This is a genomic window from Inhella sp., from assembly GCF_041912635.1.
In the GTDB taxonomy this organism is placed as follows: Bacteria; Pseudomonadota; Gammaproteobacteria; order Burkholderiales; family Burkholderiaceae_C; genus Inhella.
Genome location: NZ_JAYRMO010000002.1, coordinates 135,471 through 155,386 on the forward strand (window position 1 = coordinate 135,471; position 19,916 = coordinate 155,386).

The 19,916-nt window shown below is 69.9% G+C and carries 19 protein-coding genes; 6 read left to right on the plus strand and 13 right to left on the minus strand.

Annotation, left to right across the window (positions count from 1 at the left end; all coding sequences use genetic code 11):
* Positions 1-57 precede the first annotated feature (57 nt).
* The gene (locus ACE3QP_RS01670; protein WP_374433058.1) at positions 58-621 is read left to right on the plus strand and encodes a PEP-CTERM sorting domain-containing protein; all 564 of its coding nucleotides are present in this window, start codon (positions 58-60) and stop codon (positions 619-621) included.
* 86 nt (positions 622-707) lie between these two features.
* Here ACE3QP_RS01670 and ACE3QP_RS01675 read toward each other — a convergent pair whose 3' ends face one another.
* The 5 genes from ACE3QP_RS01675 to ACE3QP_RS01695 are packed head-to-tail and all read right to left on the minus strand — an operon-like array spanning position 708 to position 3,523.
* Positions 708-1,340 (minus strand): class I SAM-dependent methyltransferase, encoded by a 633-nt coding sequence (locus ACE3QP_RS01675; RefSeq protein ID WP_374433060.1) that lies wholly within the window; start codon positions 1,338-1,340, stop codon positions 708-710.
* Positions 1,341-1,370: 30 nt separating this feature from the next.
* On the minus strand, positions 1,371-1,952 hold the full coding sequence (locus ACE3QP_RS01680; RefSeq protein ID WP_374433062.1) for a nucleotidyltransferase family protein: 582 nt from the start codon (positions 1,950-1,952) through the stop codon (positions 1,371-1,373).
* Positions 1,949-2,569, minus strand: a complete 621-nt coding sequence (locus tag ACE3QP_RS01685) for an N-methyl-D-aspartate receptor NMDAR2C subunit (RefSeq protein WP_374433063.1) — start codon at positions 2,567-2,569, stop codon at positions 1,949-1,951. The genes ACE3QP_RS01680 and ACE3QP_RS01685 overlap by 4 nt, the downstream gene beginning before the upstream one ends.
* Complete coding sequence (locus ACE3QP_RS01690; protein ID WP_374433065.1) at positions 2,556-3,014, minus strand: NUDIX hydrolase; 459 nt, start codon at positions 3,012-3,014, stop codon at positions 2,556-2,558. The genes ACE3QP_RS01685 and ACE3QP_RS01690 overlap by 14 nt, the downstream gene beginning before the upstream one ends.
* Positions 3,011-3,523, minus strand: a complete 513-nt coding sequence (locus ACE3QP_RS01695) for an Lrp/AsnC ligand binding domain-containing protein (RefSeq protein WP_374433067.1) — start codon at positions 3,521-3,523, stop codon at positions 3,011-3,013. The genes ACE3QP_RS01690 and ACE3QP_RS01695 overlap by 4 nt, the downstream gene beginning before the upstream one ends.
* A gap of 59 nt (positions 3,524-3,582) precedes the next feature.
* On the opposite strand from ACE3QP_RS01695, the gene ACE3QP_RS01700 reads away from it, so the two are divergent.
* Complete coding sequence (locus tag ACE3QP_RS01700) at positions 3,583-7,092, plus strand: L-glutamate gamma-semialdehyde dehydrogenase (RefSeq protein ID WP_374433068.1); 3,510 nt, start codon at positions 3,583-3,585, stop codon at positions 7,090-7,092.
* Here the strand turns inward: ACE3QP_RS01700 and ACE3QP_RS01705 are convergent, their stop codons facing one another.
* Entirely contained in the window at positions 7,093-8,019 is a 927-nt protein-coding gene (locus tag ACE3QP_RS01705) for an MBL fold metallo-hydrolase (protein WP_374433069.1), read from the minus strand.
* A 105-nt stretch (positions 8,020-8,124) separates the two neighbouring features.
* On the opposite strand from ACE3QP_RS01705, the gene gshA reads away from it, so the two are divergent.
* From gshA to ACE3QP_RS01720, 3 genes are all read left to right on the plus strand, one after another.
* Positions 8,125-9,633, plus strand: a complete 1,509-nt coding sequence (gshA, locus tag ACE3QP_RS01710) for a glutamate--cysteine ligase (protein ID WP_374433071.1) — start codon at positions 8,125-8,127, stop codon at positions 9,631-9,633.
* 109 nt (positions 9,634-9,742) lie between these two features.
* Positions 9,743-11,734 (plus strand): DUF1800 family protein, encoded by a 1,992-nt coding sequence (locus ACE3QP_RS01715; RefSeq protein ID WP_374433073.1) that lies wholly within the window; start codon positions 9,743-9,745, stop codon positions 11,732-11,734.
* Positions 11,735-11,744: 10 nt separating this feature from the next.
* Positions 11,745-13,127, plus strand: a complete 1,383-nt coding sequence (locus ACE3QP_RS01720; protein ID WP_374433075.1) for a DUF1501 domain-containing protein — start codon at positions 11,745-11,747, stop codon at positions 13,125-13,127.
* On the opposite strand, the gene ACE3QP_RS01725 is transcribed toward ACE3QP_RS01720, so the two are convergent.
* Entirely contained in the window at positions 13,115-13,756 is a 642-nt protein-coding gene (locus tag ACE3QP_RS01725) for a DUF4254 domain-containing protein (RefSeq protein WP_374433076.1), read from the minus strand. The two genes, ACE3QP_RS01720 and ACE3QP_RS01725, sit on opposite strands and share 13 nt — an antisense overlap.
* Before the next feature lie 61 nt (positions 13,757-13,817).
* Here ACE3QP_RS01725 and ACE3QP_RS01730 point away from each other — a divergent pair, with 61 nt between their 5' ends.
* Positions 13,818-14,774 carry a glycosyltransferase family 9 protein gene (locus ACE3QP_RS01730; protein WP_374433078.1) on the plus strand — a complete coding sequence of 319 codons (957 nt, stop codon included), beginning with the start codon at positions 13,818-13,820 and terminating at the stop codon, positions 14,772-14,774.
* A 12-nt stretch (positions 14,775-14,786) separates the two neighbouring features.
* Here the strand turns inward: ACE3QP_RS01730 and ACE3QP_RS01735 are convergent, their stop codons facing one another.
* The 6 genes from ACE3QP_RS01735 to ACE3QP_RS01760 form a co-directional block, all read right to left on the minus strand.
* Entirely contained in the window at positions 14,787-15,167 is a 381-nt protein-coding gene (locus tag ACE3QP_RS01735) for a hypothetical protein (RefSeq protein WP_374433079.1), read from the minus strand.
* 96 nt (positions 15,168-15,263) lie between these two features.
* The gene (locus tag ACE3QP_RS01740; RefSeq protein WP_374433081.1) at positions 15,264-16,004 is read right to left on the minus strand and encodes a putative DNA-binding domain-containing protein; all 741 of its coding nucleotides are present in this window, start codon (positions 16,002-16,004) and stop codon (positions 15,264-15,266) included.
* A complete protein-coding gene (locus tag ACE3QP_RS01745) occupies positions 16,001-16,837 on the minus strand; it encodes a DUF692 domain-containing protein (RefSeq protein ID WP_374433082.1) in 837 nt (278 codons plus the stop codon). The genes ACE3QP_RS01740 and ACE3QP_RS01745 overlap by 4 nt, the downstream gene beginning before the upstream one ends.
* 115 nt (positions 16,838-16,952) lie before the next feature.
* The gene (locus tag ACE3QP_RS01750; RefSeq protein WP_374433083.1) at positions 16,953-17,213 is read right to left on the minus strand and encodes a hypothetical protein; all 261 of its coding nucleotides are present in this window, start codon (positions 17,211-17,213) and stop codon (positions 16,953-16,955) included.
* Between the two features lie 298 nt (positions 17,214-17,511).
* A complete protein-coding gene (locus ACE3QP_RS01755) occupies positions 17,512-18,696 on the minus strand; it encodes an aromatic amino acid transaminase (RefSeq protein ID WP_374433084.1) in 1,185 nt (394 codons plus the stop codon).
* Between the two features lie 125 nt (positions 18,697-18,821).
* A complete protein-coding gene (locus ACE3QP_RS01760; RefSeq protein WP_374433085.1) occupies positions 18,822-19,880 on the minus strand; it encodes a DUF2332 domain-containing protein in 1,059 nt (352 codons plus the stop codon).
* Between the last annotated feature and the right edge of the window lie 36 nt (positions 19,881-19,916).

A 19,916-nucleotide genomic window follows, 5' to 3' on the forward strand; every position in this document is an offset into this window, starting at 1 on the left:
CGGGCGAGGGTCTTGCTATAGCTGCTGGGTCCCTGTTGCAACACCTTGGAGAACTGCATGACGAACCGTTTGCGCACCCTGCTGCTGTCTGCAGCCATCGGCTTGAGCTCGCTGAGCGCCCAGGCGGCCCTGGTCAACCAGCCGGTGGCCTCCAATGCCTACATCAGCCTCGGCGGTCTGGATTGGGCCTGGGCCTTTCCGCTGCCCGCCGATGCCGGTCTGGACCTGAGCTACCAGAGCGCCTTCGGCTGGCGCCTGCCCACGGCCGCCGAACTGACGGGTGCGCCCAGCGCCGTGGATTTCATCTTCAGCGGCGCCAACGTGCCCCTGGGCGGCAGTGACCCGCTGACGGGCGCCTTCTTCTCGGCCGTCAACAGCGCCCTGACCGGCGCCGCCGCCTGCGCCACGCCTTACTTCAGCAACTCCTTTTCGCACTGCGACTGGCAGGACGGCAATGGCCAGGTTTATGCCCCTTGGGCGGGCCTGCCGGGCGCCTTCTCCTTTGCGGACCAGCTGGTGGTGCGCGTGAGCAATACCGGCGGTCAAGTGCCGGAACCCGCCGGGCTGGCCCTGCTGGGCCTGGGCCTGCTGGGCGCCAGCCGACTGCGCCGCCGCAGCTGAGCTCGAATTCACTGCAAGCAACAAGCCCGCCTTCCGGCGGGCTTGTTGCTTTGAGGGCTTGCCGGTGGATCGACTACAGCTGAAATTCAGCTGAGCCGGTAGCTGACCCACCAGAAGTTCTCCAGCATCCGCCACTCGATGTCGGTGGCGCGGCCGGCCAGCAGCGCGCGCCACTCGGCCTCGCTCGGGAAGTTCTTCAGCACCCGGTGCGTGACGCCATCGCGGGTGGCGCGGTGCTGCCAGGTGTTGCCTTGGGCATCGGTTTCGGCGATCGGAAAGTCCCGCAGCTGCACTTCGTTGTTGTCGATCATCACCACGCAGGCGCCCGGCTGCAGGCAGGCGTGCAGGCCAGCGAGAAACCCGGCCTGCCGTTCGCGCGGCACATGCGAGAACCACAGCCCGGCAAAGGCCGCATCAAAGCCCTGCAGCTCGGCCGGCAGCGCGTAGGCATCGGCCTGCTGGAAGTGGACCGTTTCGCAGCCGGGGCGGGTGCGCGCCAGGCTCAAGGGTTCGGCCGTGCCATCGGTGGCCACCAGCCGCCGCGCGCTGCGCGCGATCCAGGGCGTCCAGAAGCCGGTGCCGCAGGCGAGCTCCAGCACCTCGCGGCCGGCAAACACCTCGGGCAGACGCTGCTGCAGCCAGGCGATGTCGGCCGCGCGTTCGGGCTTGGCGTAGACAGCGTCGTAATACGGAGCGCGGCTGGCGTAGTAGGCGTGCATGGGGTCTCCAGGGCGGGCGCATTCTGCGCGTCAGGGCGGCAGGATCTGCAGGCCCGGCCAGCTCTGCGCATAGCGCTTGCTGGCGATGCGCTGCAGGTAAGTGGCCACGCTGACCCGCGCTGGGTTGCGGCGTACCACGCCGGCGAACAGGTCTTCCAAGCCGAGTGGCGCTAGCAGCGTGAGGCGGTCGTCGGTCTCCAGTCGTACCCCCACGGCGGTGGCGGTTCCTGGCCAGGTGGCGATCGCCTGCTCCAGCGAGCGCAGCGGCGCCACGGCATGACCGAAATGGGCCTCAAACCACAGGTGCACGCCGGCCTGGTTGGTGACCTCCCAAGGGATCTGCGGGCGCAACTGCTGAAGGCGCCGCTGTAGCGCGGCGTCGCGTTCGGCGCTCTGGTCCAGTGAGTCAAAAAAGCACAGGTCCAGATCGCCCGCTGGCGTGGGCTGAGGATGCCCATGCAAATGGTCCCAGACCAAGTTGCGCAACACCCCGGCACCGAGACACCAATCGGGCAGACCCAGGCTGCGCGCGCAGCGCAATGCCTCCATCAGCCAGGGCGCGCGCTGTACCAAGTCGAGCAGACGCTGTTCCAGCGTCGCCTCCGTGCTCATGCCAGCGCCCGGCGCAAGTTGGCCCGCGCTTGCTCTTCCAGCTGGGCGCGGAAATGTGCGCTGCTGTAGATGAAGGGCCGCTCCAGGAAGGCGCGCAGCACCTCTGCGCGCTTGGTGCGGAACAGGGTTTCGGGCACGAAGCCGTACTCGGCGCGGATCTGCGCCTCGTACTCGGCAAAGCGTGCCGGTTCAGCGCCCAGGATGGCGAGGTCGATGTCCACCAGCCAGGCTTCGTCCTCGGCCTGCGGGCTGGCCTGGTGACGCGTGGCCAGCACCAGGCGCTGGACCTGCTCGGCACGATGGCTGGGTGCGCCGGCATCGCGCAGCGCCTGCGCAGCCCAAGCGGCGCTGCGGGTTTCGTTGTCCTTGCCCAGGAGTTCGTAGATGGCGTCGTGGAACCACAGCGCGATGGTGATGGCCGCGGGCTCGGGTGTCAGATGGCGCACCGACTCCAGCAGCTGCAGGCACTCCAGCAGATGCTGCTGGGAGTGGTAGCGGCGCTGGGGTTCGGCGTAGGCGGCCCACAGCGCCTCGCGCAGCGCCTGGCCATCGCCTTGCGCGCCCAAGCCATGCCAGGCCGACTGCCAGGAATCCAGGAGGGCGTCAGGTGGTGTCATGGCCTTGTACTGCATGCAGGAAGTCGGTCTTGCCGCGCCACTCCTTGAGTGCCAGCGGGCGCAGGTCGGGCAGCTCGTTCAGCGGCCACCAGCTGAACTCCAGCTGGGGTTCGCGGCTCTGCAACTCGGCGGCGCCCGGGCAGCTGTCCTTCATCAGCCACAGCCACTCATGCACCGCCTGGCCCTTCCACGCGTAGAAGTTCTCGACCAAGCCGCACAGGCGCAGGGGCCCCAGTTCCAAGCCCAGCTCCTCCCGCATCTCGCGGCGCAGGCCTTGCTCCAGGGTTTCGCCGAGGCGCAGCCGGCCGCCGGGCACGGTCCAGAAAGGGTCGCTGTGCTCGCGCTGTAGCAGCAGCGCATCGCCGCGTTCGAGCCAAAGACCTACACGCAGGTTCAGGCGGCCCGGCGGCAGGGCGAGGTTCAGATCCAGCGGCGCCGTGCTCAAACCCGCACCCCCAGCTCACACTTCACCTCCTCCATCACCACATAGGTCCGCGTCTCCCGCACCCCCGGCAGGCTCCAGATGCCGGTGCCGATGAAGCTGCGGTAGGCCGCCATGTCCGCCACGCGGGTCTTGAGCAGGTAGTCGAAGCCGCCGGCCACCAGGTGGCATTCGAGGATCTCGGGGCGGGCCTGCACGGCGGCCTTGAAGGTGTCCATCACGTCGTGCACGGTGCGGTCGAGCAGCACCTCCACGAACACCATCAGCGCGGCACCCAGCTTCTCGGGGTTGAGCTGGGCGCGGTAGCCGAGGATGAAGCCGTCGCGCTGCAGGCGCTTGACGCGCTCGTGCACGCTGCTGGCGCTCAGGTGCACGGCCTCGGCCAGCTTCTGGTGGGTGATGCGGGCGTCTTCCTGCAGCACGCGCAGGATGCGCAGGTCGATGCGGTCAAGGCCTTCGGGCGGGGTGGCGTCCAGGTCCATGGCTGAATTCCATTCGGCGGATCGCTGCATTCTCCGCAACCTTTCCGGAACTGCCCGGCCTACAGTGCCAGGATCTTCAGGAGACACCCATGAGCACCCTGCCCGAAATCCAGCGCCTGCCGGAACCGTATCGCGATGAGAACGCTGCCGTGGCCGCCCTGGTGGCCGAGCTGGCCGGCACCCAGGCCGGCTGGGCGAAGGTGATTGGGCAGGCCGGCCCCTGGGTCGAGCAGGTGCGCGACAACCCGGCCCCCTTCTGGGCGATGGAATCGCTGCTGCGCGAGTACCCGATCACCCGCCCCGAGGGCCTGGCCCTGATGCGCCTGGCCGAAGCCCTGCTGCGCGTGCCCGATGCCGAAACGGCGATCGCGTTGACGGCCGACCAGCTCGGCCGGGCTGACTTCGACGCCGCGGGTGACGGCCCGCACAAGATGCTCAGCAGCCTGTCGGCCGCAGCCATCAGCCTCTCAAAGAAGTTCCTGCCGGGTGAGGACAGTGGCGGCTTGCTGGGCCGCATGGGCAGCAAGACGGTGGTGGCCGCCACCGTGCGCGCCATCCAGCTGCTGGGTCGCCAGTTCGTGCTCGGCCGCAACATCGACGAAGCCCAGGGCGAGGCCGCGAGCGCGCGCAAGGAGCTGCCGCAGCTGACCTTCAGCTACGACATGCTGGGCGAGGGCGCCCGCACCGAGCACGACGCCGAGCGCTACCTGGCCAGCTACCGCAACGCCATCGCCCGCATCGCCGCGCGCTTCCCCGGTGGCCGCGCGCCCAGCCCGATGGGCAGCGACGGCATCTCGATCAAGCTCAGTGCCCTGTTCACCCGCTACGAGGTGCTGCAGCGCGAGCGCGTGTTTGAAACCCTGGTGCCGCGCGTGCGTGGCCTGGTGGATGCCGCGGCGGCTGCCAACATGAACCTGACGATCGACGCCGAAGAGGTCGACCGCCTGGAGCTGAGCCTGGACGTGTTCGAGTCCCTGGCCCAGCACATCGCCGCCAAGCACCCGCAGTGGCAGGGCTTTGGCCTGGCCGTGCAGGCCTACCAGACGCGCGCCCGCGCCGTCATCGATGCGGTGGCCGACATCGCCCGCAAGTACCAGCTGAAGTTCATGGTGCGCCTGGTCAAGGGCGCCTACTGGGACGGCGAGATCAAGCGCGCCCAGGAACTCGGCCTGGAGCACTACCCGGTGTTCACGCACAAGGCACACACCGATGTGAGCTACCTGGCCTGCGCCCAGGCGCTGTTGGCCTACAAGGAATTCATCTACCCGCAGTTCGCCAGCCACAACGCCGGCACCATCGCCGCCATCCTGCAGATGGCCAAGGCGGCCGGTGCGCCCTACGAGATGCAGCGCCTGCACGGCATGGGCGAGGGTATCTACCGCGAGGTGCTGAAGGACAAGAACACGCCCTGCCGCGTCTACGCCCCGGTGGGCGAGCACCGCGACCTGCTGGCCTATCTGGTGCGCCGCCTGCTGGAAAACGGCGCCAACTCCAGCTTCGTGCACCAGCTGGCCGACCCGCAAGTGGCCGTGCCCGAGCTGCTGGGCTGCCCGCTCGAAGACCTGCGCCCTGCGCCCACGCAGCCGTTGCCGCTGAACCTCTACAAGGCCGCGGGCGAAAGCCGCGTCAACAGCCGCGGCGCCGACCTGGCCTCGCCCACGCAGCGCGCGCCGTTCACGGCGGCGGCGCAGGCCTGCCAGGTGCCGGCCGTGCCGGTGGCCACGGGCGAAGACGTGCAGGCCGCGATGACCCGCCTGCAGGCCGGCTTCACGGGTTGGTCCCGCACCCCGGTGGCCCAGCGCGCCGCGGTGCTGCGCCGCGCGGCCGATGCGATGGAAGCCGAGCTGGCCCCGCTGTGCGGCCTGCTGGTCAAGGAGGCCCACAAGACCCTGGCCGACTGCATTGCCGAGGTGCGCGAGGCGGTGGACTTCCTGCGCTACTACGCCGACGAGGCCGAACTGGCCGGCGACGCCGCCATGCAGGGCCGCGGCGTGTTCGTCTGCATCTCGCCCTGGAACTTCCCGCTCGCCATCTTTGCCGGCCAGGTGGTGGCCGCCCTGGTGGCGGGCAACACCGTGGCCGCCAAGCCGGCCGAGCAGACCCCGGCGGTGGCGGTGGAGTGCGTGCGCATCCTGCACGCCGCTGGCGTGCCGGCGGACGCCCTGCAGCTGCTGAACGGCACCGGCGAAACCGTGGGCGCCGCGCTGGTGGCGCACCCGGCCACGGCCGGCGTGTGCTTCACCGGCAGCACGCAAGTCGCCAAGATCATCCAGAAGACCCTGGCCCAATCGAACGAGCCCAAGGTGCTGATCGCCGAGACCGGCGGCCTGAACGCCATGCTGGTGGACAGCACGGCCCTGCCCGAGCAGGTGGTGGACGCGGTGGTGCAGAGCGCCTTCCGCTCCGCCGGCCAGCGCTGCTCGGCGTTGCGCTTGCTGTGCGTGCATGAATCGGTGGCCGATGGCGTGATCGAGATGATCAAGGGCGCCCTGGCCGAGCTGCGCGTGGGCGACCCGAGCAAGCTCGAAACCGATGTCGGCCCGCTGATCGACGCCGAGGCCTTTGCCGGCATCAGCGCCAACATCGAGCGCCTGCGCCGCGAAGCCAAGCTGATCGCCGAAGGCGGCAAGCACGATGCCCACGTGGCCAATCTGGTCGCGCCCATCGCTTTCGAGGTGAAGGACATCGCCGACCTGAAGACCGAGATCTTCGGCCCCGTGCTGCATGTGCTTCGCTGGGGCGGCGCGCCCGAGGCGGTGATCGAGAAGATCAACGGCCTGGGCTATGGCCTGACCATGGGCATCCAGACCCGCATCGACACCCGCGCCGAAAAGCTGGCCGAGGCCGCGCGCATCGGCAACGTCTATGTGAACCGCAACATCATTGGTGCGGTGGTGGGCGTGCAGCCTTTCGGTGGCGAGGGCCTCAGCGGTACCGGCCCCAAGGCCGGCGGCCCGAACTACCTGTGGCGCTTTGTGCGCCCCAGCTTCGTGCCCACGCGCGCCGCGGCCGCTTCGGCCCTGCCCGAGGCCCTGGCCCAGCGCCTGCGCACCCTGCAGGCCGCGCTGCCCGACCAAGCCGCCCTGCTGGCCCAGGCCGCGCCGCGCCTGCTCACCCTGGCCCTGCCCGGCCCCACGGGCGAGCGCAACGAGCTGCGCCTGCACGCGCGCGGCCATGTCGTCGGCTTTGTCAATGGCGACGGCTGGCGCCCCGCGCTGGCCCTGGCCCTGCTGGCCGGCAACGAGGTGACCCTGGTGGGTGCCGCCGCCCAGCTCAAGAGCGCCTGCGCGCTGCGCCAGCAGCTGCAAAGCCAGGGCGTGGGTGACTGGCTGGCCTGCCAGGAGCACGAGCCCACCGAGTGGGCGCAATGGGCCAGGACGGCCGCCTTCGACGCCACCTTCACTGCGGGCCTGGACAGCGCCCAGACCGCCGCCCTGCTGGCCGCACTGGCCGCCCGCCAAGGCGCCATCGTGCCCCTGGTCACACCCCAGGAGGCCCAGCAGGCCCAGCAGGTCTACCGCTTCGCCGCCGAGCAGACGCTGACCGTCAACACCGCGGCGGCGGGGGGCAACGCGGCGCTGCTGGCGGGCCTGAGCTGATCAGGGGCGGGGCGCCGGCACCCGCTTGCGCCCTTCGCGCTCCGCCAGCGCATCGCGCACATTCGCGGCCCCCAGGCCCTTGAAGTAGGCCCAGGCGGCGTAGCGCGCACGCAAGGCCTCCAGCGCGGCGGCGCTGCGCGTCTCCTCCGGCCCCTGGGCATCCGCCACAGCCTGGTCCAGGGCGTCCAGGTAGCCGGCGAACTCGCGCAGGTCTTGTGCGCTGGCCACGCCGCCGTGCCCGGGCACGAAGCGGGTGTCCTCGCCTGTCAGGCCCAGGGTCTCCAGCGTGGCGCGCCACTGCACCAGGTTGGCGTCAACGAGGTTGGGGATCGAGCGCCGCCACAGCAGGTCGCCCAGAAACATCACCTGGGCGTCGGGCACCCAGACCGCGGTGTCGCCGCCGGTATGGCCCAGGCGGTGCTGCAGTTCCACGCGCCGGCCGCCCAGGTCCAGGCTCATGCGTTCGTTGAAGGTGAGCTGCGGCTGCAGCAGCTGCGCCACCTGCTCCTTCTGTTCGGCGCTGGCCTGCTCGCCCCCCAGCAGACGCAGGTTCTCCGGTTGCACCCAGGCGGGCACATTGCGCTGCGCCAGCACGGTGGCACCGGCCTCGGCAAACAGGCGGTTGCCGGCCACGTGGTCGATGTGGTGGTGGGTGTTGACGAGGTAGCGGATCGGCAGGTCGGTGAGCTTGCGCACGGCCTCCAGCAGGGCGCGGCTGGCCGTTTCGCGGTAAAGGCTGTCCACCACCAGCACGGCGCGGTTGCCGATGACGATGCCGGCGTTGGAGCCCGCGCGGCCGCCCTGGTCGATGGCGGCATAGACGCCGGGCGCCAGCTGCTGCAGTTCGAACGCGGGCGGGGCGGGCTGGGCCCGAACCGCCAAGTGAGACAGCAGGAGGCCGAGGACGAGCAGCAATCGGTACGTCATCGGGCCAGCATAAAACCCAAGCACTTGTGCTGGCAGGGCCACCCACCCGGGTGGTAGAACCCCGCAATCAGCGGCTCGCTCCGCTCCCCGCTTCAGGATCCCCCCATGACGAACGACAACCTGCTCGCGCCCGAGCGCCTGCGTGGCATGCGCCGCGGCATCGAGAAAGAAAGCCTGCGCGTGCTGGCCGGCAATGGCCTGGCGCTGACGCCGCACCCGATCGCGCTGGGCTCGGCGCTGACGCATCCGTACATCACCACCGACTTCAGCGAGTCGCAGCTGGAGCTCATCACCGGCGTGCATGCCGATGCCGAGTCCTGTCTGCGCGAGCTGACCGAGCTGCACCAATTCGTTTACCGCGCCATCGGCGAGGAGCGCCTGTGGGTCTCCAGCATGCCCTGCGGCCTGCCCACCGATGAAACCATCCCGATCGGCCGCTACGGCACCTCCAACATCGGGCGCGCCAAGTCGGTCTATCGCGCCGGCCTGGGCCACCGCTATGGCAAGCGCATGCAGACGATCTCGGGCATCCACTACAACTGGTCGCTGCCCGGCCTCAGCAGCGCCGAGTACTTCGCGCTGATCCGCAACTTCCGCCGCGAGAGCTTCGTGCTGCTGCTGCTGTTCGGGGCCTCGCCGGCCGTTTGCGGCAGCTTTGTGGAAGGGCGCGAGCATGGCCTGCAGCCTTTGTCTCCAGAGCACCCGCACACCCTGCACCTGCCCTACGCCACCTCGCTGCGCATGGGGCGCCTGGGTTACCAGAGCGATGCCCAGGCCAGCCTGGCGGTCAGCTACAACTGCCTGGACAGCTACGCCGGCTCACTGCAAGGCGCGCTGACGCAGCCCTATGCGCCGTACGAGCGCATCGGCGTGCGCAATCTGGGCGGCGAATACAACCAGCTCGGCACCAGCTTGCTGCAGATCGAGAACGAGTTCTACAGCTCGATCCGGCCCAAGCGCGTCATCCGCCCCGGCGAGCGCCCGTTGCATGCGCTGCGCGAGCGCGGCGTCGAGTACGTCGAGGTGCGGCTGATGGACCTGGATCCCTTTGAGGACGTGGGCATCGCTGCGGCCACGATGCGCGTCATCGACGTCTTCCTGCTGCACTGCCTGCAGAGCGACAGCCCCGCCGACACGCCCGAGGAGATTGCCGCGCTGGCGCGCAACCAGCAGCTCACCGCCTCGCGCGGGCGTGAGCCCGGGTTGGAACTGGAGCGCGCCGGTGGCCGTGTGAAGCTGACGGAGTGGGCGGCCGAGGTGCTCGAATCCTGCGCGCCGATCGCCCGCCAGATGGATGCCGCGTTGGGTGGCAGCGCCTACACCGAGGCCATGGCCCAGGCCCAGGCCGCGCTGCAGGCCCCCGAGAGCCTGCCCTCGGCACGCGCCCTGGCTGGTGCGCGCGAGCATGGCTCCTTCACCCGCTTCACCAGCGCCTGCAGCGAGCGCGCCCGCCAGCAGGTGCTGGCCCTGCCGATGGACCCGGCGGTGCAGCAGCGCCTGCTGCAGCAGGCGGCTGATTCGGTGGCCGAGCAGTGCCGTATCGAAGCGGCCGACCACGAGCCTTTCGAGACCTTCCGCCAGCGCTATCTGGATCCGACCACGCTTGGCGCCTGAGTCACATTTGCTGACCATGTAAGCGCTTCGTGAAGCAGGGCAAAGCTCTGCCAAAGTGCTGGCCCGTGCCGCTCGTCATGGCCATACTCAGCCCCGACAAGGAGCTGCCATGGACACGACCACGATGCGCAAGCCGGCCGCGCCGGCCCCCGAGAACTGGGCCTGGCTGGCCGGCAGCGCCGCCCTGCTGAGCGCCTGCGGCGGCGGCAGCGAGACCGAGCCCCCCGCCGAACTGCTGAACACCGCGCAGGCGCAGGACCGCCGCCAGATCCTCGGCGCCCCCGTCACCGGCGAGGGCAGCTTCAGCGGCGGTGGGGCGGCCGCGGCCAGCACCCCACCCACCCCCACGGCTACCCAGCTGATGGACTGGGCCGAGCGCGTCTACGGTACCTACTTCCCGCCGCACCAGGCCGACCTGAACTGGGACGGCTACACCTACCGCTACTACGCCAGCACGCAGAACTACCTGGGCGTGAAGGGCGGGCGCGTTTACATCCTCGGGCCGGTGTCCGGTGGGGGGCTGGGTGATGTGGGGCCCTTGAGCGACTTCGGCGCCCGCGTCTTCGCCAGCACGGCGCCCTATTCGGACTTCGACGCCGCGCGCTTCCTGGCCCAGGCCACGCTGGGCTACACGGAGACGGACATCGCCACCCTGCGCGCCACCGGCTACGCCGCCTGGCTGTCGACCGAGATGGCCAAGGTGCCCTCCAGCAGCAACTGGGACTGGCTGATTGGCAAGGGCTACGACAAGGGCGACCGCAACCTCGCCACCGGCGTCGATTCGCAGATCTGGCAACGCCTGATGACGGCCCCCGACGGGCTGCGCCAGCGCATGGCGCTGGCGCTGTCGGAAATCCTGGTGGTGGGCTTTGATGGCGTTACCGGCCCCTGGAAGCAGTTCCAGCTGGCCGCCTGGTGGGACCTGCTGGCCTCGAACGCCTTTGGCAACTTCCGCACCTTGCTGGAGGGCGTGACGCTGAACGCCGCCATGGGCCGCTACCTGAACACGGCCGGCAACCAGAAGGAGAACGCCGCCACCGGCCGCCTGCCCGACGAGAACTACGCCCGCGAGGTGCTGCAGCTGTTTTCCATCGGTCTGTACGAGCTGAACCTGGACGGCACGAACAAGCTCAACGCCCAGGGCCAGCCGATCGAGACCTACACGCAGGACATGGTGACCCAGCTGGCGCGCGTGTTCACCGGCTGGAACCTGGACCTGCCGCGCGGCGACACGAGCCCAGAATTCGCGCGCAAGCCCATGGTGCTGACGGAATCGCTGCACAGCACGCTCGCCGCCAGCTTCCTGGGCGCCACGGTGCCGGCCGGCACCCCGGGCCGCACTGCGCTCACGCAAGCGCTGGACGTGATTGCCGCCCATCCGAACGTGGGGCCCTTCATGGCCAAGCAGCTGATCCAGCGCCTGGTCACCAGCAACCCCAGCCCGGCCTATGTGGCGCGCGTGGCCACCGTGTTCAACAACAACGGCAGCGGCGTGCGCGGCGATCTGGGCGCCACCCTGCGCGCCCTGCTGCTGGACGACGAGGCGCGCGACCCTGCCAAGCTCAGCGACCCCGGTTGGGGCAAGCAGCGCGAGCCCATGCTGCGCGCCATCCAGTGGGCACGCAGCTTCAAGGCCAGCTCCACCAGCGGCAACTGGGATCTGGGGAATACCTCGGACCCCTCGCGCTCGCTCGGCCAGAGCCCCCTGCGCAGCCCCTCGGTCTTCAACTATTTCCGCCCTGGCTATGTGCCGGCCGGCACGGCCGTCGCCACGGCCGGCCTGGTGGCGCCGGAGTTCCAGCTCACCAACGAGACCAGCGTGGCTGGCTACCTGAACGCGCTGCAGACCATCGTGGGAAACGGCCACCGGGATGTGAAGCCCAACTATGTGAGCGAGCTGGCGCTGGCCAGTGATGCCAGCGCGCTGCTGGACCGGCTGAACCTGCTGCTCTGCGCCGGGCAGCTCACCGCCGGGACGCGCACGACCATCCAGAACGCGGTGAACAGCATCTCGGCCAGCACCGACACCGGCAAGGCCAACCGCGTCTACGCCGCCGTCATGCTCGTCATGGCCAGCCTCGACTACCTCATCCAGAAATAAGGAGCCGGCCATGAGCAACTCCATCGACCTGGCGCGCCGCGCCTTCCTGCGCCGTGCGGCACTGACCGGCGTGGCCGGCGCCGCCGCGCCCTGGGCACTGAACCTCTCGCTGATCGGCGAGGCCGCGGCAGCTACCAACCCGAATGACTACAAGGCCCTGGTCTGCGTCTTCCTGTACGGCGGCAACGACCATGGCAACACCCTGATCCCGGCCGACGGCACGAACTACGCCAAGTACGCCAGCATCCGCAGCAATCTGGCGGTGGCGCAGTCCGAACTGGCGGCCACCACGCTGACGCCCGCCACGGCCCTGCCCGGCGGCATGCAGCTGGCCCTGCACCCGGCACTGAGTCCGCTCAAGACCCTGTGGGACCAGGGCCGCCTGGCCGCGCAGCTGAACGTCGGCCCGCTGCTGCAGCCCACCACCTTGGCGCAGTACAACGCCCGCTCGGTGCCGCTGCCGCCCAAGCTGTTCTCGCACAACGACCAGCAGTCGATCTGGCAGTCCGATCTGCCCGAGGGGGCGCTCTCCGGTTGGGGCGGGCGTGTCGGCGACCTGATGCTCAGTGGCAATGGCGGCTCGGTGTTCAGCTGTATCTCCATCACCGGCAACTCGGTGTTCCTGAGCGGCCAGCAGGCGGTGCAGTACCAGATGGGCACGAATGGCGCGGTGGCCATCAACGGCATCGCGCGCAGCCTGTTCGGCTCCAGCACCGCGCAGTCCGCCCTGCGCAGCCTGATTACCGCGCAAAGCAGCCATCTGTTCGAGGCCGAGTACAGCAAGGTCACCAAGCGCTCGATCGATGCCGAGGCGCAGGTCAGCAGCGCGCTGGCCGGCCTGCCCGATCTGGCCACCACTTTCGACGCCAACAGCTCGCTGTCCAACCAGCTCAAGATGGTGGCGCGCATGATTGCCGCGCGCGCCAGCTTCGGCGTCTCGCGCCAGGTTTTCATGGTGTCGCTGGGCGGCTTCGACCTGCACGACAACCTGAGCGAGAACCACCCCGGCCTGCTGACCCAGGTGGCCAACGGCCTGGTGAGCTTCCAGGCGGCGATGCAGGAGCTCGGCGTGGCGAATCAGGTCACCGCCTTCACGGCCTCGGACTTCGGCCGCACGCTCTCCATCAACGGCGACGGCTCCGACCACGGCTGGGGCGGGCATCACTTCGTCATGGGCGGCGCCGTCAAGGGCGGGCGCTTCTTCGGCACCGCGCCGGCGGTGGCGGTCAACGGTCCGGACGACGTGGGCCAGGGCCGGCTGCTGCCCTCGACCTCGGTCGATCAGCTGGCCGGCACGCTGGCGAGCTGGCTGGGCGTGAGCGCCACCGATCTACCCCTGGTGGTGCCGAACATCGCCGCGTTCAGCCAGCGCGATCTCGGTTACTTCACCTGAGCTTCTTTGACCAGTGCCGGGTTGAAGCGCGCATCGTTGTACATCTTGAACTGGCGGTAGACCTTGAAGTAGGCGCGCCCGGCCTGGGCATCGGCCAGCAGGGCGTCGAAGCAGGCGGCCAGGTCCTGGCGCTGCTCTTCAAGGCGTGCCAGGCGGGCGCGGCAGCTGGCGCGGTGGGCCTCGTCCACGTCCTGGCGCTCGGTCTGCTGGCGCATGGCGCGGCACTTCAACGCCATGATGGACAGCCGGTCCAGCATGCTGCCGGCGGTCTCGCTGTTCAGGCGTGCGCCGGCCGGCACCTGGCTGCGCGGGGTGTCGCTGCCCACAGTGGCCGGGTCCACCAGGCTTAAGGCCAGCAGCAGCAGCTCGTCCACCCGCTCGGTGGCGTCGTTGCGCGCCTGGTTGAAGCCGTCGATGGCGCGCTTGTTGGCGGCGATCTCGGCATCCGCCACCTGGGTGCGACGCGCCAGATCCTCTTCCGCCCAGAGCAGGCAGTTGAAGCGGTGGTTGGTTCGAACCCAGTGCAGCAGCGGGTCAGCCAGCTCCGGGCCGGCCTGGGCGGGCCAGTCGGCGCGGGCCAGGGCTTCGTCGTGCAAGGCCAGGATCTGGGCGGAAGTAGGGAGCGTCATCGGAAGTCTTTCGGGGGCGGGGTGCCAGAATCGCGCGCCTTGCATTGTCGAACGGCCCCGGATGTCCTCCCCTCGCCCCTTGATCGTGCGCCTGCGCAACTGGGTGGGCGATGTGCTGTTGGGCCTGCCCGCGCTGGAGCGCCTGCAGGCGGCCGGCTACGAACTCCATCTGGTGGGCAAGCCCTGGGCCGCCGAGCTGCTGGCCGGCCATGGCTGGCCGGTGCACAAGCAGCCCAAGAGCCTGCGCGAGCGCGTGGCCCTGCTGCGCCGCCTGCGATCCGAGTTGCGCCAGCGCGACCCGGGCTTTGACCGCCGCATCAACGCCGTCGCCTTCCCCTATTCCTTTGGCAGCGCGCTGGACATGCGCCTGGCCGGCCTGCGTGCCATCGGCCACAACCGCGAGGCGCGCGGCTGGCTGCTCGGTCGCTCGGTGCCGCGGCCGGACAAGCACGAGCTGGAGGTCTACTGGCATCTGGCCAGCGCCCTGCTCGAACAGGACGCCCCGCTGCCCGAGCGCCTGGGCCTGCGAGTGACGCCGCGCCACCAGGAAGCCGCCGAGGCCCTGTGCGCGCAGCATGGGCTGGCACACGGCGGTTTCATCGTCATCTGCCCCTTTGCCGGCGGCACCTTTGCGGGCCAGAACAAGGTCTGGCCGGACTTCCCGGCCTTTGCGGCCGACGAGTTGCGCGGCCTGGGCCTGCCGGTGGTGATCTGCCCCGGCCCGGGCGAGGAAGAGGAAGCGCGCACCCACTACCCCCAGGCCCTGTGCCTGGAGCGCGTGAACCTGGGTGTGCTGGCGGCGCTGCTGCAGCGCGCGGCGCTGCTGGTCAGCAACGACACCGGCCCCGGCCATCTGGCCGCGGCGGTGGAAGCACCGCTGCTGTCGGTGCTGGGCCCCACCGACCCTGCGCTGTGGCGCGCCTGGGGGCCCACGGTGCACATCGTGCAGGGGCCCGGCCAGGTGTGGCCGGCGCGCGCGGCGGTGCGCGCCAAGGCCGCGGAGCTGTTGAGCCGCTGATCAGGTCGCGGGTCAGGTCGGGGTCGGCACGCCGTTCATGCGGTCGTGCTTGACGAAGTACTGGCGCGCCAGCGCCACCAGCTGCTTGTCGCTGAGCTGGTCCACCGACTCATAGCCCACCACTTGGCCGACCTGCTGCGGGCGGTGCTTTTCCAGGTAGTGGCGGAAGTCGGCCTGCGCGGTGCGCGAGCCGGTCACCAGCACCTCGGTGATGCCCTGCAGGGCGGCGCAGACCTCGGCAAAGAACTCGTGCTCGCTGCGCACCGCGCTGCCATGCTGTTTGGTGTGGTGGCTGTGCGCGCGCAGGCGCTCGGCCTCGACATGGTCGGCATCGAACTGCAGCAGCTTGGCTTCGTGGTGGTCGAGCCAGAGAACGGCGTGGAACAGGGACATGAAGACCTCCGGGTTGGAATGCCTCCATGCTCGGCCCACGCACAGGCGACGGGTTTGCGCGCCATCAAGCGCGACGCAGCGCCGGTTTGACCCTGCTCAAGCCGCCGCGAGCAAGCCCTCCGCGCTCCAGGCCTGTAGCCAGCCCACGGCCTGCGGCAGCGCGGCCTCGCCCTGCTCCTCCAGCCACGGCGCCAGGCTGGCCGCCGCGGCCAGCGCCTGCAGGGCCGTGGCCTCGGCGTCGCCCACGCTGCGCCAATGCGGCTGCAGGCCGCTGCGCCACACCAGCAGGGTGTGCACCAGCGGAGCAGGCTCGGGCAGCTCGGCCTCCTGGCCGGCCGCGCGCGCGGCGTTCAGTGCATGCCAGGCCGGCCCCACGGCCCAGTGCAGGGCCAGCAACTGCACGCTGGGTTGAAGTTGCGGGCGCAGCGTGGCCCAGTCCTCGGGCTGCAGCGCCGCCAACTCCAGCGCGGGGCAGGCCGCGGCGTCGAAGGCGTGGCGCAAGGCCCAGTCCAGGCGCGCCAGATCGGCCAGGGCCGGGTGCGGCAGCTCGGCCCATTCATCCATGAAGGCGGCCAGCCGATGGCCGTACCAGCGGATCGAGGGCTCGGTGGGTGGGTGCGCTGCCAGGTAGGCGGCGGCCAGTGCGGCAAAGCCTTCGTCCCCCAAGGCCTGGGCCAAGGCCGGGTGGTTGTCGGCCAGGGCCTCGCTCAGCCGGGCGCGGTAGGCGTGCTGGTAGATCGCCAGCCCCTGCGCGCTGCCGCGCAGCAGGCCGTGCGGAGCCGGCTCGCCAGCGCGCACGGCCTGCTGCAGCGCGGCCTGGATCTGGTCCAGCGTCATGCAAGCACCGCCCGTGCCACCGCGCGTGCCTGGTCCAGTTCGGCCAGCAGCTCCGGCAGCGGGGGGATGTGGTCGTCGCGCTCGATCATGGTGGGCCGCGCGCCCAGGCGCTGCAGCGCGTAGGCGTACAGCTCCCAGACCTCGGAGCGGATCGGGTGGTCGTGCGTGTCGATCACCAGGCCGCCCTCGTCTTCATGCCCGGCCAGATGGATTTGCACCACCGCCTCGGCCGGAATCGCATCGATGAAGGAGCGCGCATCGAAACCATGGTTGCGGTGGCTCACATAGATGTTGTTCACGTCCAGCAGCAGCTGGCAGCCGCTGCGCCGCACCAGCGCGGCGATGAACTCGGCCTCGCCCATCTCGTCGGCCGCGAACTGGACATAGCTGCTGACGTTCTCGATCACCAGCGGCCGGCGCAGGCGATCCTGCACCTGCTGGATGCGGCCGCACAAATGGTCCAGCGTGGCCTGCGCGTAGGGCAGGGGCAGCAGGTCGTGCAGTTGCCCGTGGGCCGTGCCGGTCCAGCACAGATGGTCGCTGACCCAGGCCGGCTGCACGCGCTCGACCAGGGCGGCGAGCGCGTCCAGGTAATCGGGCCGCAGCGGGTCGGTCGAACCCAGGTTCAGGCTGACGCCATGCAGCACCGCCGGGTAGCGCGCGCGCAGCGCGTCCAGATGCACCAGCGGCGCCCCACCGCCGACCATGAAGTTCTCGCTGATGAACTCCAGCCACTCCGGCCGGTTCGCCCAGCCCTCATCGGCCGCGCACTTCAGGTCCTCGTAATGCTCGACGCGGGCGCCGAGGCCAAAGCCGTTCAAAACAGTGCTCATGAAGCGAATCTGAAGGTGGCACAGCGCCCTCAAGCGGCCGCGGTGGAACCGGCTTTGCCGGGCCACTCGCGGCGCCCCCTTGGGGGGAGGCGGCCCATTGGGCCGCTTCGGGGGATCACTTCTCCACTTTTCCACCGGCCTTGGTGCACTCCTCGGCGCTCTTCTTGTGCACCCAGCCCTGGCCCTTGCAGCTGTTCTGGCCCTTGCAGCCGCTCTTGGCCGTCTTGCACTCGCTCGAGCCTTTGCAGCCATTCGCTCCCGAACACTTGACCTTGGCGTCTTCGGCCGCGCTGGCGGCGGTGCTGAAGGTGCCGGCGGCGAACAGGGCGGCTGCAGTGGCGGCCAGGGCGAGGCCCGACTTCATCTTGGATTGCATTTCGCTCACTCCTAATGGGTAGAAGAAACGCCGTAGCGGGAGGCTCCCACCAGGCGGCGCCACCAGTGGTCGATGAGGCGGCGGCGAACTTACTCCGTTGGCGGCGGGGGGCGCGGATTCGAGGGAAAACACCAAGAAAAAGGGCCCGCCGAAGCGGGCCCGTCATCGTCTTGCCACCAGATGCGCCGAAATCTGCGGTGCGCGACTTAGCGATCAAGTGCCGCCGCAGAACCGGCGTTGCCGGGCTGCTGGCGGCGCCCCCTTGAGGGGGAGGCGCCGGAGGCGCTTCGGGGGTGGGTCAAGCCAGCACCGCGGCCATGGCGTTGGCCACCACTTCGACGTTCTTGCTGTTCAGTCCGGCCACGCACATGCGGCCGCTGCGCACCAGGTAGACGCCGTGCACGTCCTTCAGCGTGTCTACCTGCTCACCGCTCAGGCCGGTGTAGCTGAACATGCCGCGCTGGGTCAGGAAGTAGTCGAAGTTGCGGCCCGGCACCTTGGCGCTCAGCACCTCGTGCAGGGCCTTGCGCATGGCCTTGATGCGGGTGCGCATGGCGTCCACTTCGTTGCGCCACATCTGGTTCAGCTCGGGCGTGTTCAGCACCGTGGCCACCACCTGGCCGCCAAAGGTGGGCGGGTTGCTGTAGTTGCGGCGGATCATGAACTTCAGCTGGCCCAGCACCTTTTCGGCCTGCTCGGCCGTGGGGCAGACCACGCTGAGGGCGCCGCAGCGCTCGCCGTACACGCTCATGTTCTTGCTGAAGCTGTTGGCCAGCAGGAAGGGGCCGCCGGCGTTGAGCAGTTCGCGCACGGCGAACAGGTCTTCTTCCAGGCCGTCGCCATAGCCTTGGTAGGCCAGGTCCAGGAAGGGCAGCAGCTCGCGCTCATTGAGCAGCTTGACGAGTTCCGTCCACTGCGCGGCGCTCAGGTCCACACCGGTGGGGTTGTGGCAGCAGGCGTGCAGCAGCACCACCGAGCGGGCCGGGGCCTGGCGCAGGGTGTCCAGCATGCCGGCGAAGTCGACCTGGCCGTCCTGGTAGTAGGGGTAGGTGGTGGTTTCGACGCCCGAGCCCTCGAACACCGCGCGGTGGTTGTCCCAGGTCGGGCTGCTCAGGTAGATCTTGGAGGCCGGGAAATGGGCCTTGATGAAATCGGCCGCGACCTTCAGGCCGCCCGAGCTGCCCACGCCCTGGATGGTGGCGATGCGGCCGGCCTTCAGCGTGGGGTGCTCACCGAACAGCAGGTTCTGCACGGCGCTGCGGAAATTGGCCGCGCCTTCCATCGGCAGGTAGGGGCGGGCGCCGGCGGCATTCACCACCAGATGCTCGGCCTTGCGCACCGATTCCAGCGCCGGGATCTTGCCGTTCTCGTCGAAGTAGATGCCGATCGAGAGGTTGACCTTGCCTTGACGGGGGTCCTTCTGGAAGGCCTCGTTCAGGCTGAGGATGGGGTCGCCGGCGTAGGGAGGGATGTGCGCAAACATGGCGGTAGCAGGGCTGGAAGGAGTCCGGGATTATCCCGATGTCCGGCCGCCCCGCGCTTCGCGCCTGCCCAAGCGCGCTATGCCGGTTTGGCAGCGGGTCGGCTGCTGGCGGCATTGCGCCGGGTTCAGGCTGCGCGCGCCCAGTTGCCGTGCGGGTGGCTCCACAGCAGGGCCCGGCTGGCAGCTGGCGTGTGCAGGCTCATCAGCATCGGCGCCTGGCCATCGGGGCTGGGTGGGGCGCTCGGGGCCGGCATGGGGTGATGGGCCGGGGCTTCGGCGCAGATCCAGGTCAGGCCCTGCTCCCGCACGCGACGCAAGGCCTCGGCATGGAAGCGCTGGCGCGCGTCGGGCTGGAAATAGCCCAGCACCCAGCTCGTCAGCAGCACCGGCTGCACTTCGGCCGGCAGCGTGGCCCGCCAGTCGTCCAGGGCCTGCAGGCCATCCGCATGGGCCTGGATGCGCGGCCCGCGCGCCTGCGCCCAGGCCAGGGCCTGGCGCAGGCGCTGCAGGCGTTCCACATCGTCGGCCCACACGCAGGCTTCCAGCCAGCGGCGGGCCGCGGGGTCGTGCACGTCCACCGGGGCCAGGTCCATTCCGGCGCGGGCCACCAGCTGCCAGGCGCTGGCAGGCGGTGGGGTGCCATCCAGCCAGTCGCAGCGCAGCTGCAGGCGTGTGCCGGGGCCGCGCTGGAAGGCGCCGTAATCGATCTGGTCTTCGTCCACGCCCAGGTTCAGGCCGGCGCTGGCGCCGATCTCGAACAGGGCCAGGCGGCGGTGATCGGCTCCGAGGGCATCCAGGGCCAGGCGCAGCATGGCGCTGCGGCCGGCCTCGTTGGTCTGCGTGGCGCGCTGGCGCAGATGGGCTTCGATGCGCTCGCGCTCGGGGCCGAGTACGAAGTCGCGCAGCCGCGCGGGCAGTTCGGCGTCGGGGGCGCGTGGGCCGCCCAGGCTGGGGAAATAGGCCGCCAGCGGGTGCGCCACACCGGCCAGCAGGCGCTCATGCACGGCGGCCAGAAAGAGGTTGGCGCGCGCCTGCTCAGGCGGGATGGGCGCGTGCAGGGCCAGCAGTTCGGGGTCGGCCGCCACCGCGTGACAGATCGCCACATAGGTGGGCTGGTTGGGGCAATCGACGGCGGCGAACTGGCGGTAGTGCGCAGCCCAGGCTTCGGGGGTCAGCAGGTGCATGGCGGCAGTGTGCGCGGCGGGCGGTGCTCGAGAATG